Here is a 14933-nt window from a genome sequence, read left to right as displayed (position 1 = left end):
GTGGTTACGAAATATTCGGCGATGTTGAGCAGGACGGCGACCGAAACGCCATGCGAGGTGCGCTCGAGCGTCGACAGCACCGATGCGGCGATGCCGATATCGCCGGCCACCTGCTCCAGCGTCTTGCCGGCTGCGTGCCTCAGGCTCCTCAGCTTGCGGCCAACCTGGTTGCCGGCGCTGTCGGCGGCTGCCGCACCGGACTGATCCTCGGCCGCGCCTTCCGCTTCGAGCGCCTCGCGGATCGCCGCAGGGTTCAGCCCACGCTTGACGCGGAACCAGGAGATGCGCTTCAACCGCGCAAGATCGCTCTCCGTATATTGCCGATGCCCTGTCGGGGATCGCTCCGGCACGACGAGGCCTTGCGTTTCCCACAGCCTCAGCGTCGAGGCAGAAACCCCCGCCAATCGCGCCGCCTCGGCGACCTTGTAGCGCACTGCGCCCATTCCGAATTTCCCTTTATCGCCCACCGGCGCTGCCCGAATCCGTGCAATTCCGGTGTGTTCGCAACCTTAGCCGTCGCGATTAAGATCTGACAAGAACGCCGCATCAGCGGCCGTGGTGTCTCGATCACCAAATTTGATTTGCAATCGACAGTGAAAGGTGTACCACTTCCCGAATAAACTTGCAGAAAAAATGCAATATATTAACTCCAGATGTGACAGGAACGCGCCATGACCAGCCTCACCGATCGCAAGAACGCCGCCATTTCTCGCGGCGTCGGCATGACCACACAGATCTACGCCGATCGCGCGGAAAACTCGGAAATCTGGGACAAGGAAGGCAATCGCTACATCGACTTCGCCTCCGGTATCGCGGTCGTCAACACGGGCCACCGTCACCCGAAGGTCATCGAAGCGGTCAAGGCGCAGATCGATCGCTTCACCCATACCTGCCATCAGGTCGTTCCCTACGAATCCTACGTGCACCTCGCCGAGCGCCTCAACGCGCTGACGCCGGGTAACTTTGCCAAGAAGACGATCTTCGTCACGACCGGCGCCGAGGCTGTCGAAAACGCCGTCAAGATCGCCCGCGCTTCGACTGGCCGCCAGGCGGTCATCGCGTTTAGCGGCGGCTTCCACGGCCGCACTTTCATGGGCATGGCGCTCACCGGCAAGGTCGTTCCCTACAAGGTCGGGTTCGGCGCTATGCCGGGCGACGTCTTCCACGCCCCCTTCCCGATCGAGCTGCACGGCATCACGACCGAACAGTCGCTCGCGGCGCTGAAGAAGCTCTTTGCAGCCGATGTCGATCCAGGCCGTGTCGCCGCGATCATCCTGGAACCGGTGCAGGGTGAAGGCGGTTTCTATCCCGCGCCCGCCGCCTTCATGAAGGCGCTGCGCGAAATCTGCGACCAGCACGGCATTCTGCTCATCGCCGACGAGGTCCAGACAGGCTTTGCGCGCACCGGCAAGATGTTCGCCATGGACCATCACGATGTCGCGCCTGACCTCATCACCATGGCAAAGAGCCTTGCCGGCGGCTTCCCGCTCGCCGCCGTCACCGGCCGCGCCGAAGTCATGGATGCTCCGGCACCGGGCGGCCTTGGTGGTACATACGGCGGCAACCCGCTTGGCATCGCTGCAGCCCACGCTGTTCTCGACGTCATTGCTGAGGAGAAGCTCTGCGAACGCGCCGAGCAGCTCGGCGGCCGGCTCAAGCAGCGCCTCGCGGCAATCCGCGAGCAGGCGCCTGAAATCGCCGATATCCGCGGCCCCGGCTTCATGAACGCAGTCGAGTTCAACGACGTGAAGACCAACCTGCCGAGCGCCGACTTCGCCAATAAGGTGCGCCTGATCGCTCTGGAAAAAGGCCTGATCCTCTTGACCTGCGGCGTCCACGGCAACGTCATTCGCTTCCTGGCGCCGATCACCATCCAGGACGAAGTTTTTTCCGAAGCGCTCGACATTCTCGAAGCGTCGATCCTCGCGGCGCGTGGTTGACCTTCGACCGGGCGACCGCCAATGCGGTTGCCCGGTGCATAACTCCTTGAATCGGGGTCGACTTAGGGACAAAATTATGCAGCAATTCAAAGGACTACAGCGGCGACCTTAGCGCGTCTTGAAAGACGCGCGGCGCTGTGGGTGCTGCGCGCCAATTCAGGCGTGCGATGCTCGGGTGCCGGCGTCGATCGGCTCCCGCAAGAACAAGCAAAAGCGGGTCTGCCGTCTCGCGGTGGGCCATCGCCGGAGGATGCCCGCCATGACCTTGACCCCCGCCTTGACCAAGCACTTGCGCGCCGCCGAACTTTTCGCGCCGCTACACACCATTGCGCATGCCGCCACAGGCTGGACCGGCGCGACCTTCGACGTCTTCAACCCTTCCACCGGCGAACTGCTGGCGACCCTTCCGGATATGGGGATTGAGGAGGCGCGCACGGCAATCGAAGCCGCTGCGAAGGCGCAGGTTCTCTGGGCGGCAAAACCCGCCAAGGACCGGAGCGCCGTGCTTCGGCGCTGGTACGACCTGATCGTCGAACATGCTGACGATCTCGCTGCGATCCTGACCGCCGAAATGGGCAAGCCGATTGGGGAATCGAAGGGCGAGGTGCTGCATGCCGCAGCATACATCGAGTGGTATGCGGAAGAGGCGAAACGCATCTATGGCGAGACCTTCCCGGCCCCGGCCAACGACCGCCGCATGCTCGTCATCAAACAGCCTGTCGGCGTCGTCGGCACGATCACGCCCTGGAACTTCCCGGCATCGATGGTCGCCCGCAAGATTTCGCCGGCCCTTGCCGCCGGTTGCACGATCGTGCTGAAGCCGGCCGAACAGACCCCGCTCGTCGCCGGCGCCATGTTCGTTCTCGCCGAAAAGGCAGGCTTCCCCACCGGCGTCGTCAACCTGCTCTATGCCGCAGAAGGTGCCGCGATCGGCCGCGAGCTCTGCAGCAACCCGAAGGTGCGCAAGATCAGCTTCACCGGATCGACGGAAGTCGGCCGGCTTTTGATGCGCCAATGCTCCGACCAGATCAAGAAAGTGAGCCTCGAGCTCGGCGGCAACGCCCCGTTCATTGTCTTTGACGATGCCGACATCGACGAGGCGGTGGACGGCGCTGTCCAGGCGAAGTTCCGCAACGCCGGCCAGACTTGCGTTTCGGCCAACCGGATCTACGTGCAATCGGGCGTACATGACGCGTTTGCCGAGAAGTTCGTCAAACGCGTCGCCGAGCTGACCGTCGGCGATGGTTTCACGCCTGATATCACCATCGGCCCGATGATCGACAAACACGCCATAGAGAAGATAGAAGCCCATGTCGCCGACGCGGTCTCCAAGGGCGCCAAGGTGCGCGCCGGCGGCCACCGGATCGGCACATCAGGCACCTTCTTCGAGCCGACCGTTCTCACGGGCATTTCGACCGACATGCGCGTCGCCCAGGAAGAAACCTTCGGCCCAATCGCCCCGATCATCCGCTTCGAGACGGCCGAGCAGGTCATCGCCGAGGCCAATGACACGATCTACGGCCTGGCCGCCTATTTCTACGCCGAGAACTTGAAGCGGGTCTGGCATGTGGCCGAAGCGTTGGAATACGGCATGGTCGGCATCAACACCGGCCGCATGTCCTCGGAAGCAGCCCCCTTCGGCGGCATCAAGCAATCCGGTATCGGCCGCGAAGGCTCGCGCCACGGGCTCGAGGATTATCTTGAGATGAAATATCTCTGCATGGGCAACATCTGACCATGCGGAGACCCGGCGGCTAAAGCGCCTCGCGATCTTTCAGATTCGATCCCTGCGATTTAAGCTGTTGAATTGTCGCATGTCGCAACCGCAAAACCGCTGCGCACTTTTGCTCGACATGCTTAGTCGATGATGTGGTAGCCGCCGTCAACATAGAGCACCTGGCCCGTGATCAGACGGGCGGCGTCATGCGCAAGGAAGGCGGTGGCCGCGCCGACGTCGTCGATGTCAATCAGCTCGCGGCTCGGCGACTTAACCTTGGTCTTTTCCAGCAGCGCGTCGAATTCCGGAATGCCGGAAGCGGCGCGCGTCGCCAGAGCTCCGGGCGAAATCGCATGCACGCGGATCCCCTTCGGGCCGAGTTCGGAGGCGAGGTAGCGCACGGCACTTTCGAGTGCTGCCTTGGCGACGCCCATGATGTTGTAGTTTTCCACCACCACCTGTGAGCCGTGATAGGTCATGGTGAAGAGCGTGCCGCCGTTCTTCATCAGCGGCTCGGCGAGATGCGCCATGCGGATGAAGGACCAGCAGGAAATATCCATTGTCTTCAGGAACCCCTCGCGCGGGACATCGACCACGCGGCCGCCGAGCGTATCTTTCGGCGAAAAGGCGATCGAATGTACGAGGAAGTCGAGCTCACCCCAGGTCTTGCCGATCTCCTCGAACACCGCTTCCATTTGGCCTGGGACGGCGACGTCGAGCGGCAGGAACAGCGGCGCCTCGATTTCCCGCGCCAAAGGCTCCACATGGGGTTTTGCCTTGTCGTTCAGATAGGTGACCGCCACCTCCGCCCCGAAGGCGCGAAAGGCGCGGGCGCAGCCCCAGGCGATCGACCGATCGTTGGCGATGCCGACGATCAGCCCTTTGCGGCCATCCAGAAGTTTGGCCTTTGCGACAGGAATGGACATGAATTGTCTCCGATGGGTCAGGCTGCACGAGTTCGAAGGAGTGCCAGCGTGTGGCGCGCGATCATCAGTTCCTCGTCGGTCGGGATGACGTAGAGCGCGACGCGGCTTGATGGCGTGGAGATAACCGTGGCACCCGCCTCGTTCGCGGCCGGATCGAGTTCGGCGCCGAGCCAGGCGAGGTTCTCCACGACCCGGGCACGAATCTGGGCGGAATTCTCGCCAACGCCCGCGGTGAAGACGAAGGCGTCGATACCGCCGAGCGCGGCCGCAAGCATGCCGACGTTGAGCCCGCTGCGATAGAGGAAGTGATCGATAGCGAGCTTGGCGTGCGGGTCCTCGCTCGCGAGAAGATCACGCATATCGTTCGACACGCCGGAAAGCCCCTTGAGCCCGGCTTCGTGATAGAGCAGATCCGAAACGGCCTGGGCGCTCATGCCGCGCTGGAGGATCAGGTAAAGCACGACACCCGGATCAAGCTGGCCCGGCCGCGTTCCCATAGGCAGGCCGTCGAGCGCGGTAAAGCCCATGGTGCTTTCGATGCTGTGGCCGTTGCGCAAGGCGCACATGGAGGCGCCGCTGCCGAGATGTGCAACGATGACGCGGCCGCCCGCCACGGCAGGCGCCACGTCCCGCAGACGCTCCGAGATGTATTCGTAGGAGAGGCCGTGGAAGCCATAACGCCGCACACCGTCTTCATAGAAGCTGCGCGGCATGGCATAGCAGTTCACTTCTTCCGGATGGCCATGGTGGAATGCCGTGTCGAAACAGGCGACCTGCGGCACATCCGGGTTGATCGCCATGGCCTGGCGGATCGGCGCAAGGTTGTTGGGCTGGTGCAGCGGGGCGAGGTCCTGATAGCCAGCCAGGCGTTCGAGCACGGAGGCATCGATCAAGACAGGTTCGGCAAAGTCGGGCCCGCCATGCACCACCCGGTGGCCGACCGCCCGCAATGTGAAGCCTTCAAGGGTCAACAGCCAGTCCCGCGCTGCGGCGATGGCGGCCGGCAGGTCGCCGACGATGGCGGCCTCATAGTTTCGGTCCACGAGCACAGTCCCATCGGCTGCCTTCGCCTGGAGCCGCGGACGCGTACCGATGCCGCCGATCTGCCCCTTCACCCGGCGTTCGAGACCGGCATCCGTGATCCCGAATACCTGAAACTTCAGGCTGGACGATCCCGCATTGACAACGAGAAGTGCATCCATGGCTACACCGCCGCAACTTGCGCCGCGCGCCGCCGCGCCGCGTAGAGCGAGGCGACCGCGCAGGAGGCGAGACGCGTGCGCACGGAGTCTGCCCGCGAGGTCAGCACGATCGGCACGCGCGCACCAAGGACGATGCCGGCCGCATCGGCACGCGAAAGGAAGGTAAGGTTCTTCGCCAGCATGTTGCCGGCCTCAAGATCCGGCACCACCAGGATCTGTGCCCGGCCGGCGACGGGAGACTTTATCCCCTTGATCTGCGCGGCCTCCGGATCGATCGCATTGTCGAAGGCCAGCGGTCCTTCAAGCAGGCCGCCGGTGATCTGGCCGCGTTCTGCCATCTTGCAAAGCGCCGCCGCCTCGATCGTCGACGGGATCTTCGTCGTCACGGTCTCGACAGCCGAGAGTATGGCGACACGCGGCTCGCCAAGTCCGATCGTGACCCAGAGGTCGATCGCGTTCTGCACGATGTCGCGCTTGGCCTCGAGGTCCGGGAAGATGTTGATGGCGGCATCGGTGATGAAGAGCGTCTCGGCATGGCCCGGCACATCCATGATGAAGACGTGGCTGATTCTTCGATCGGTCCTGAGGCCGGTCGCAGACGCTGCAACTTCCTTCATCAGTTCGTCAGTATGCAGGCTTCCCTTCATCAGCAGCTCGCCGCGGCCTTCGCGGATCATCGCCACCGCCTTCGCCGCCGCCGCATGACTGTGCGGCACATCGACGATCTCGTAATTTCCGAGATCGAGCCGGTGTTCGGCAGCGACGCTGCGGATTTTCGCTTCCGGGCCGACGAGAACGGGCGTGATCAACCCCGTCTCGGCTGCCTCCAACGCGCCGCGCAGCGAGGTTTCGTCGCAAGGGTGCGCGACGATGGTGACCGCCGGCGTTTCGTCTCGCGCGGTGGCAATCAGGAGATCGTATTTGGACTGCTCAAGCGGCAGTGCGGCTACGTCGGACACGTCGAAGCTCCTTCTCAATCAGGATGCGGCACGATTGCGGACGGCCTTGCCGGCGTTGATCTCTACCGGCGGCTCACTGTCCAGCCGGAACAGCACCGACACCCGCTGCAGCCGCTCGGCCGCAAGACCTGTCAGCGCACCGGAAGCCTCCAGAACCTCGCGAAGCGCGGTGAAGGCGGCGCGACGCTCCTCGATCGGTTCCGGCAGCAGCTTCGGAAGCGCCGCCAGGGCCGCGTCCTCGTCGATCAGCAACATGAAGTACTGCTCACGCATCACCGCCTTGAAATCGGCAAGCGTCAGTTGCTTTGCCGAGGGATGGGCACGCCGAAGCCTGCGAACTGCCTCGAGCCCACGCTCGTCGGCGCCGCCACGCGCCATGCCGACGAAAATCAGTGCCCGCGCAAGACCTTCACACGTGGCGCCTTCTGCAAACTTGGTCTTCAGTTCCGCGATCCGTGCCTCGACGAGCGCTTGATGAAGCAGGCTCTTCTCCGCCTTGCGCGGCGGCTGGTTCGAGTTCGTGTCGATGCCGAGTGCTGCCTGCAAGGTCGGAGCACCGTAGATGGCATGGAAGCTCTGTTCCGACAGATATTCGGCGGTACGCCGCCAAGTGTCGAGGCCGTCCACGATCTGCTGCGACAGGGCCTCCTGCCAGGCGATGAACGGGTTGCTTGCATCCGCTGGCTCACGGTTTTCGCGAACTTGGTCGGCGAGGGCTGATGTCCACGCCATAAAGGGGTTGTCCGGCCCGAACAGTGCATATTGCAGCCGCAGCGGATGCATGCTGCGCATCGCCTCCGCCACAGGCGGCGTTGCCGCCGCCTTGACGATCGGCTGCAGGTAGGTGCGGTAGAGCGCCAGATTGACCTCCGAAAGCTTCGCTGCGGCAGCGAAACGACGCTCGTCCTCAATGTCGTTGCCGCCGAGCGCGCGGATATCATCGAGCGTTCGCGCCTCGCAGCGCATCAGCCATTCGCCAGAAACAAGGTCCCTGCCCTCGACCGCCTCGCTTGCGGGTGTCAACACCGCTTCGTAGAGCCCCGGGGGAAGAACGTCGATGAAATCGATGTTGGAAGCAAACTCATCGTGCTCTTTCCGCGCAACGCCAGCGGACACGAAAATACCGAGATGCCCTACCGTCTCGTGCACCGTGTAGACGATGGTCTGCCCGTAGGCACGGATATCGTCGACGCTGTCGTAAAGGTCGAGAATCCAGTCGAGCGCCTGCTGCGGCGGGGTGATGTTGTCCCCCTTCGAGCAGAACACGACGATCGGAGAGCGGATGTTGCGAAGGTCGACCGCTGTCCCATCCGAGGTGCGGATCTCGCCGGCGGCGAGCTTGTTGCCGACGAAAAGTTCATCGACGATGAACTGCATCTCCTCGGCATTCAGCGTCACATGCCCGCCCCACCAGCGCTCGAAGCCGAGGTAGCGCGCGGCTTCCGTGTCGATCTTCGAATAGAGGTTGTACTGCTTGGTCCAAAGCGTATTGGCCGGATTCTGGTTCTCGAAATTCTGCACCAGCCAGGCGCCGTCGAAGACGCCGGCGCCGAGATCGCCGGTCAGCGCCGTCAGCCAGCTGCCGCCAAGAAGCCCGCCGGAATAGCGCATCGGGTTCTGCCCCTTGACACCTGCCCAGTAGGAAAGCGGCGCGCCGGCAATGATGATCGGGCCGAAAAGCTCCGGCCTTAGCGCGGCAACGATCGTCACCGCCCAGCCTGCCTGGCAATTGCCGATCACGCAGGGCTTGCCATCCGCATCCGGATGACGGGCGATGACGGTTTCAAGGAACACGGCCTCGGCAACAGCGATATCCTCGATGGTCTGCCCCGGAACCGGATCAGGAAGAAAGCCGATAAAGTAGCAAGGATGGCCCGCCTTCATCGCCACGCCGATCTCGCTGTCCGCCTTGAAGCCGCCAATGCCGGGGCCATGACCGGCCCGGGGATCGACGACGACAAAGGGACGCTTCGACGGGTCGACCACGACGCCATCGGGTGGAACGATGCTGACCAGCGCATAGTTCACCGGCCGCGCGAGCGTACGCCCGTCGCGGACAAGCTGGGCCTCGAATTCCAGTACGTTCGGCGCAGTCTGCGTCCTGTGTTCTTCGTACTGCGCGCCGCGCTGGCGCATCACGTCGAGAAAAAGGACCGAGCGCTGCCAGGCATCGAGCGAATAGGAATAGGCATCGGCGAAAGTCGGTATTGTCGGGCTCGTGGAATGCTTGGGCATGGTGTCCACTCCTCGGTGCGATTGAAGGCCGGCCCCGTCACCAAGGCCAATAGAACAACGTAATTCGTCTCGCATTGACCTTAGTCAAAGAGATAGGCGGCAAAGCCGCGATATGAACTCGGCATAGATGACCCGAGAACGTCTGCTCAGGTCGCAGGAACATAACAGTGGAGTATTACGGCGATTTGTCGCCTTCACGAATTTTCGCCTTCAACCCCATCGAAGAAGCATACGTTTCGCCGGTATTCAGCGCCTCTTCGCACTGCAGCATTATACAGAAATGGGTACCGCGCAAGACGACCCTTGAAATTCAGGACGCAGCTTGCCAATTGGGGCGCAAAGCAGAAGGAGTTGCCAAGGCGATGAGCGATACTGAAATGTCCGTAGAGAAACATGTCTTCGAAGCCGATGTGGCGCGACTGCTCCATTTGATGGTGCATTCTGTCTACTCCGATAAGAACGTCTTCCTCCGCGAACTGATTTCGAACGCCGCGGATGCCTGCGAGAAGTTGCGCTACGAGGCGATCGTCTCGCCCGAACTCTTGGCCGGTGACCCGAGCCCGCGCATCACTCTAACGCTCGATGAAGAAAACAGCCGCCTCGTCGTCGAAGACAACGGTATCGGCATGGGCCGCGACGAACTGGTCGAAGCGCTCGGCACGATTGCCCGGTCGGGCACGCGCGCCTTCATGGAGCGCATCGAGGCCGCGCAAGGCAAAGAAGGCGCACAGCTCATTGGCCAGTTCGGCGTCGGTTTCTATTCCGCCTTCATGGTCGCCGACAAGGTCGATGTCGTTTCGCGCCGTGCCGGTACCGAACATGCATGGCTGTGGTCTTCTGACGGCAAGGGCAGCTACACGGTTTCCGTCGCTGAGCTCGCTGACGCCCCCGCGCGCGGCACACGCATCACGCTGCATCTGATGGAAGATGCCAAGACCTACACCTCGCGCTGGACCGTCGAGCGCATCGTCAAGGATCAGTCCGGCCACGTCCCTGTGCCGATCTCGATTCTGGAAAAGCCCGACGCCGAACCGGTACAGGTCGGCGACGGAACGGCGCTCTGGACCAAGCAGAAGAGCGAAATCAGCAAGGAAGATTACGCCGATTTCTATCGCGGCGTCGCCGGCCAGTATGACGACCCGGCACTGACGGTGCATTTCCGCGCTGAAGGCCGTCACGAATATACCGCACTCGCCTTCGTGCCCGGCTCGAAGCCCTTCGATCTCTTCGACCCGGACCGCAAGGGCCGGATGAAACTCTACGTCAAGCGCGTCTTCATCACCGACGAGGCGGAATTGCTGCCGCGCTACCTGCGCTTCGTGCGCGGTCTCGTCGATACCTCCGACCTGCCCTTGAACGTCTCGCGTGAGATGATCCAGGAAAGCCCGCTGCTTGCCAGCATCCGCAAAGGTGTCACCAACCGTGTGCTGACGGCGATCGAGAAGCTGGCGGAAAGCGAGCCCGAAACCTTCGACAAGGTTTGGGAAAACTTCGGCAGCGTCCTGAAGGAAGGCATCTACGAGGATTACGAGCGCCGCGAACAGCTGATCGCGCTGTCGCGCTTCCGTACCACCACATCCGATGAGGGCCAGCGCAGCCTTGCCGACTATGTCAAGGGTATGAAGGACGGCCAGTCGGCGATCTACTATCTGACCGGCGACAATCTCGGCCAGCTCAAGGCCTCACCGCAGCTCGAAGGTTTCCGCGCCCGCGGTATCGAAGTCCTGCTCCTGACCGATCCGGTCGACAGCTTCTGGGTCACGTCCGCACCGGACTTCGACGGCAAACCGCTGAAGTCGATTACCCAAGGGGCGGCAGATCTCAGCGCGATCGGCAAGCCGGAGGGCGACAAGGAAGAAGCGCCGCAGGCCAGCCAATTGGTCATCGATTTCGTTGCCTTCGCCAAGGAAACACTCGGTGCGGCAGTGTCCGACGTCCGCACGTCCGAACGCCTGACGGAAAGCGCCGTCTGCCTCGTCGCGCCGGAGCACGGCCCCGATCGCCAGCTCGAAAAGATGCTTCAGGGCGCCGGCCGCCTCGACGATGCAGCCAAGCCGATCCTCGAAGTGAACCCGAACCATGCGCTGATTACGGCGATGGCCGCCAGCCCCGCCGGCGACACGGCGTTCCGGACGGACGCCGTTCAGCTTCTGCTCGACCAGGCCCGCGTGCTTGACGGCGACAAGCCGCAGGATCCGCGCGCCTTCGCCGAACGCCTGTCGCGCGTCTTCGATCGCGCACTCAAGGCCTAACAGAAAGGCCCTGGAAATCTCTTGGATTTCCAGGGCCTTTTGCTGTTTTCTACAGCACCGCTTGAACAGGTGCCGTCAGAGACAAACGCTACGTTAGTCCGCCTTTGCGGTTTGCATCCCGATTTCCGCCAACACCTCGTCCGTATGTTCCCCAAGCCGCGGCACGCCACGGTCCAGTGCAAGCTCGGCGGCTGAAAAGCGAATTGGCGTCCTCACCCCCGGAGAGGTACCGGCGGCAGCGCCGGAATGCGGCGTATCCACCCGCATCTGCCGATGCTCGATCTGCGGGTCGGCAAAGACGTCGGCAACGGTGTTGATGGGTCCGCCGGGCACGCCGGCATCTTCCAGCAACTTCAACAGCGTGTCGCGCTCGATCTTTGCCGTTTCAGCGGCCAGTTCCGGCGTCAGCGTGTCCCGGTTCTGCACTCGCAATGCGTTGGTCAGATAACGCTCGTCGGTGGCAAGTTCAGCTCGCCCGAGCAATGCGCAGAACTTCACGAATTGCCGATCGTTGCCAACAGCGACGATCAAATGACCGTCCGATGTCGGGAAGACCTGATAGGGCGCGATGTTCGGATGCGCATTACCAAGCCGGCGCGGCGCCTTGCCGGAGACCAGGAAATTCAGCGCCTGGTTGGCGAGCACGCCAGTCATGCAGTCGAGCAACGCCATGTCGACCTGCTGCCCCTCACCGGTGCGCTCGCGCTGGGCAAGTGCTGCCTGCACGGCGATCACACCGTAAAGGCCGGTGAAGATATCGGCAAAGGCAACGCCGATCTTCTGCGGCTCGCGATCCGGCTCGCCGGTCAGATCCATGATGCCGCTCATGCCCTGCACGATGTAGTCGTAACCGGCGCGATGGGCATAGGGGCCATCCTGACCGAAGCCGGTGACCGAGCAATAGATCAGCCGCGGATTGACCTTCTTCAGGCTCTCGTAATCGAGCCCGTATTTGGTAAGCCCGCCGACCTTGAAGTTTTCGAGCAGCACGTCCGACTGGGCGGCGAGGCGACGTACGGCCTCCTGCCCCTCCTCCGTCGTGAAATCGAGCACGACAGACCGCTTGCCGCGGTTGCAGGCGTGGAAGTAGGCGGCGTCGAGCTTCTCGCCGCCTTCACCCGCGACGAAGGGCGGGCCCCAGGTGCGTGTGTCGTCGCCTGCCGGGCTTTCAACCTTGATGACGTCGGCACCCAGATCGGCCAGCGTCTGGCCGATCCATGGGCCCGCAAGAATGCGGGCCAGTTCCAGGACGCGAATGCCCTTCAGCGGCGTTTCCATGACGGCACCGTTCAGAAGAAGGCCTGAAGGCCGGTCTGGGCACGACCGAGGATCAGTGCATGAACATCATGCGTGCCCTCGTAGGTGTTGACAGTCTCGAGGTTCACCATGTGGCGCATGACCTGGTATTCCTCGGAGATGCCGTTGCCGCCGTGCATGTCGCGGGCCATGCGGGCGATATCCAGCGCCTTGCCGCAATTGTTGCGCTTGACGATCGAGATCATTTCCGGGGCCATGCGGCCTTCGTCCATCAGGCGACCGACGCGCAGCGACCCCTGCAGGCCGAGCGTGATCTCCGTCTGCATGTCGGCAAGCTTCTTCTGGAAGAGCTGCGTCTGCGCCAGTGGGCGGTTGAACTGCTTGCGGTCGAGACCATATTGGCGTGCCGCGTGCCAGCAAAACTCGGCAGCACCGAGTGCGCCCCAGGAAATGCCGTAGCGGGCACGGTTGAGGCAGCCGAACGGACCCTTGAGGCCTTCCACATTCGGCAGCAGCGCTTCCTCGCCGACCTCGACATTGTCCATAACGATTTCGCCGGTGATCGACGCGCGCAGCGACAGCTTGCCGGCGATTTTCGGGGCGGAAAGGCCCTTCATGCCCTTTTCGAGCACGAAGCCACGGATAGCGCCGCCATGCGCTTCCGACTTCGCCCAGACAACGAAGACATCGGCGATCGGTGCGTTGGAGATCCACATCTTCGAGCCGACGAGGCGATAGCCGCCCTCGGTCTTGATCGCACGGGTCTTCATGCCGGCCGGGTCGGAACCCGCATCCGGCTCGGTCAGGCCGAAGCAACCGATCCATTCGCCGCTAATGAGCTTCGGCAGATACTTCTGCTTCTGCTCCTCGGAGCCATAAGCGTAGATCGGGTACATCACCAGCGACGACTGCACGCTCATCATCGAGCGGTAGCCCGAATCGACGCGCTCGACTTCGCGGGCAACCAGGCCGTAGGCGACGTAGGAAGCACCAACGCCGCCATAGGTTTCCGAGACGGTCACGCCGAGCAGGCCGAGTTCGCCCATCTCATGGAAAATTTCGGGGTCGGTCGATTCTTCGCGGTAGGCGTCGATGACGCGCGGTTGCAGCCGGTCCTGCGCATAGGCCCGCGCGGTGTCGCGGATCATGCGCTCGTCCTCGGTCAACTGATCGTCGAGGAGGAACGGATCATCCCATTGAAATTGCGTCTTGCCGGCCATGTTTCTCTCCCTTCGGATTATTCCGCATGTCTTATCGCAAGGGGTGCATGGCGTTTCAAACGAAATTGAGGCACCGCCTCATGCGTTCAGGGAATGGCCTCCCATTCGCCCCGGCGGCCCCGTGTTGCAAATTCGCTAGAATATGACGACAAGATCGGACGTCCTTCGCTCCGCCGGTCCCCGTTGCAGAACGAATGGCCAGTGCAACGCCAGAGATCAGAAGCAAGCCACGACCATGGCCAATGACCGCCTCGAACGCTTCGCCCACAATCTCGACTGGAATCTGCTGCGCACCTTCGTGGTGCTCGTCGAGGAAGGCAGCATCACTGCCGCGGCAAACCGCCTGCTCCTGCAGCAGCCTGCCGTCAGCATGGCGCTGAAACGGCTGGAGCAGACCGTCGGCCAGAAGCTCATTGACCGGCGTCCCGGGCGCTTCAACCTGACGGACGCCGGCGCCCGCCTGCATGCCCAGTGCCGCGACATCTTCGCAGCCGTCATCCGGCTGCCGAATGTCCTGGAAACCGCCGGCGAAGAGATCACCGGCCACCTCAACATCCACTCCGTCAGCCACGCACACAACCCCGCCTGGGACAGCAAGCTCGAAAGCTTCTTCCGCCTGCACCCGAAGGTGACACTGTCGGTCACGGTCGCAACGACGGTCGACGTGCTGAGCGCGGTGGAGCGAAACATCGCGACCATGGGGCTTTGCGACGGCAATATCCCTGACTGGCTCCACAAACGTTTCCACGTCCGCGAGCGCTATGCCCTTTATTGCGGCCGCAGCCATCCGCTGTTCGGTGCCGAGGGCATCGACTTCAACGATCTCAGAGGCAATCCCTATATCGCCTTCATCGCCGATGTGCTGGGTGGACAGCATATGAACTCTGTGACCGCGGTGCGTGCAGTCGGGTCCTTCGGCCAGCAGGTCCGCGCCGTCTCCTGCAATGTCGAGGAGGTCATGCGGCTGATCATGTCCAATGTCGGTATCGGCATGCTTCCAGACCACCTCACGGCGCCGGCCGTCGCAGAAGGTCAGCTTTGGCAGCTGCCGCCCTATGCCGATCTGCCCACGACAGATGTCTTCCGCATCTCGAACCCGAACGCGATCCTCAACCCGGCAGAGGCTGCGTTCCTCGCCCACGTCGCCGATACGGAACCGCTCGACCACTGCCTTGACGAGAGCCGTAACCATCACGAGAATTGATAGTCGCCTTTCCGGTTATAA

At 62.7% G+C, this 14933-nt stretch carries 11 protein-coding genes; 4 read left to right on the top strand and 7 right to left on the bottom strand.

Annotation, left to right across the window (positions count from 1 at the left end):
• Window positions 1-443, bottom strand: a 443-nt coding sequence (locus tag I8N66_RS30695) for a MerR family transcriptional regulator (protein WP_291162214.1), incomplete at its 3' end; no start/stop codon positions are given.
• Between the two features lie 228 nt (window positions 444-671).
• Between I8N66_RS30695 and I8N66_RS30690 the strand changes: the two genes are divergently transcribed.
• Both I8N66_RS30690 and I8N66_RS30685 read left to right on the top strand, forming a co-directional pair.
• Window positions 672-1940 (top strand): 4-aminobutyrate--2-oxoglutarate transaminase, encoded by a 1269-nt coding sequence (locus I8N66_RS30690; RefSeq protein WP_291162211.1) that lies wholly within the window; start codon window positions 672-674, stop codon window positions 1938-1940.
• Window positions 1941-2199: 259 nt separating this feature from the next.
• Window positions 2200-3675: an NAD-dependent succinate-semialdehyde dehydrogenase gene (locus I8N66_RS30685; RefSeq protein WP_291162208.1), complete on the top strand. Its 1476-nt coding sequence runs from the start codon at window positions 2200-2202 to the stop codon at window positions 3673-3675.
• Window positions 3676-3797: 122 nt separating this feature from the next.
• Here the strand turns inward: I8N66_RS30685 and fabI are convergent, their stop codons facing one another.
• From fabI to I8N66_RS30665, 4 genes are read right to left on the bottom strand one after another with little or no spacing between them, the layout of a single operon-like run.
• A complete protein-coding gene (fabI, locus tag I8N66_RS30680) occupies window positions 3798-4583 on the bottom strand; it encodes an enoyl-ACP reductase FabI (RefSeq protein ID WP_223728755.1) in 786 nt (261 codons plus the stop codon).
• A 17-nt stretch (window positions 4584-4600) separates the two neighbouring features.
• Window positions 4601-5785, bottom strand: a complete 1185-nt coding sequence (locus tag I8N66_RS30675) for an acetate kinase (protein WP_113535140.1) — start codon at window positions 5783-5785, stop codon at window positions 4601-4603.
• A gap of 2 nt (window positions 5786-5787) precedes the next feature.
• Entirely contained in the window at window positions 5788-6744 is a 957-nt protein-coding gene (locus I8N66_RS30670; protein WP_235693182.1) for a phosphate acetyltransferase, read from the bottom strand.
• 18 nt (window positions 6745-6762) lie between these two features.
• Window positions 6763-8979 (bottom strand): DUF3141 domain-containing protein, encoded by a 2217-nt coding sequence (locus I8N66_RS30665; RefSeq protein ID WP_291162202.1) that lies wholly within the window; start codon window positions 8977-8979, stop codon window positions 6763-6765.
• A gap of 362 nt (window positions 8980-9341) precedes the next feature.
• On the opposite strand from I8N66_RS30665, the gene htpG reads away from it, so the two are divergent.
• A complete protein-coding gene (htpG, locus tag I8N66_RS30660; RefSeq protein WP_291162199.1) occupies window positions 9342-11231 on the top strand; it encodes a molecular chaperone HtpG in 1890 nt (629 codons plus the stop codon).
• Window positions 11232-11324: 93 nt separating this feature from the next.
• Here the strand turns inward: htpG and I8N66_RS30655 are convergent, their stop codons facing one another.
• Together I8N66_RS30655 and I8N66_RS30650 are read right to left on the bottom strand one after the other, a co-directional pair.
• The gene (locus tag I8N66_RS30655; RefSeq protein ID WP_291162196.1) at window positions 11325-12509 is read right to left on the bottom strand and encodes a CaiB/BaiF CoA-transferase family protein; all 1185 of its coding nucleotides are present in this window, start codon (window positions 12507-12509) and stop codon (window positions 11325-11327) included.
• An 11-nt stretch (window positions 12510-12520) separates the two neighbouring features.
• Window positions 12521-13708: an acyl-CoA dehydrogenase gene (locus I8N66_RS30650; RefSeq protein ID WP_291162193.1), complete on the bottom strand. Its 1188-nt coding sequence runs from the start codon at window positions 13706-13708 to the stop codon at window positions 12521-12523.
• Window positions 13709-13943: 235 nt separating this feature from the next.
• Here I8N66_RS30650 and I8N66_RS30645 point away from each other — a divergent pair, with 235 nt between their 5' ends.
• The gene (locus I8N66_RS30645) at window positions 13944-14912 is read left to right on the top strand and encodes a LysR family transcriptional regulator (RefSeq protein WP_291162190.1); all 969 of its coding nucleotides are present in this window, start codon (window positions 13944-13946) and stop codon (window positions 14910-14912) included.
• The last annotated feature ends 21 nt before the right edge of the window (window positions 14913-14933 follow it).

This window comes from Ensifer sp. SSB1, assembly GCF_016652895.1.
Lineage (GTDB): Bacteria > Pseudomonadota > Alphaproteobacteria > Rhizobiales > Rhizobiaceae > Ensifer.
This window is presented reverse-complemented; position numbering and strand designations above follow the sequence as displayed.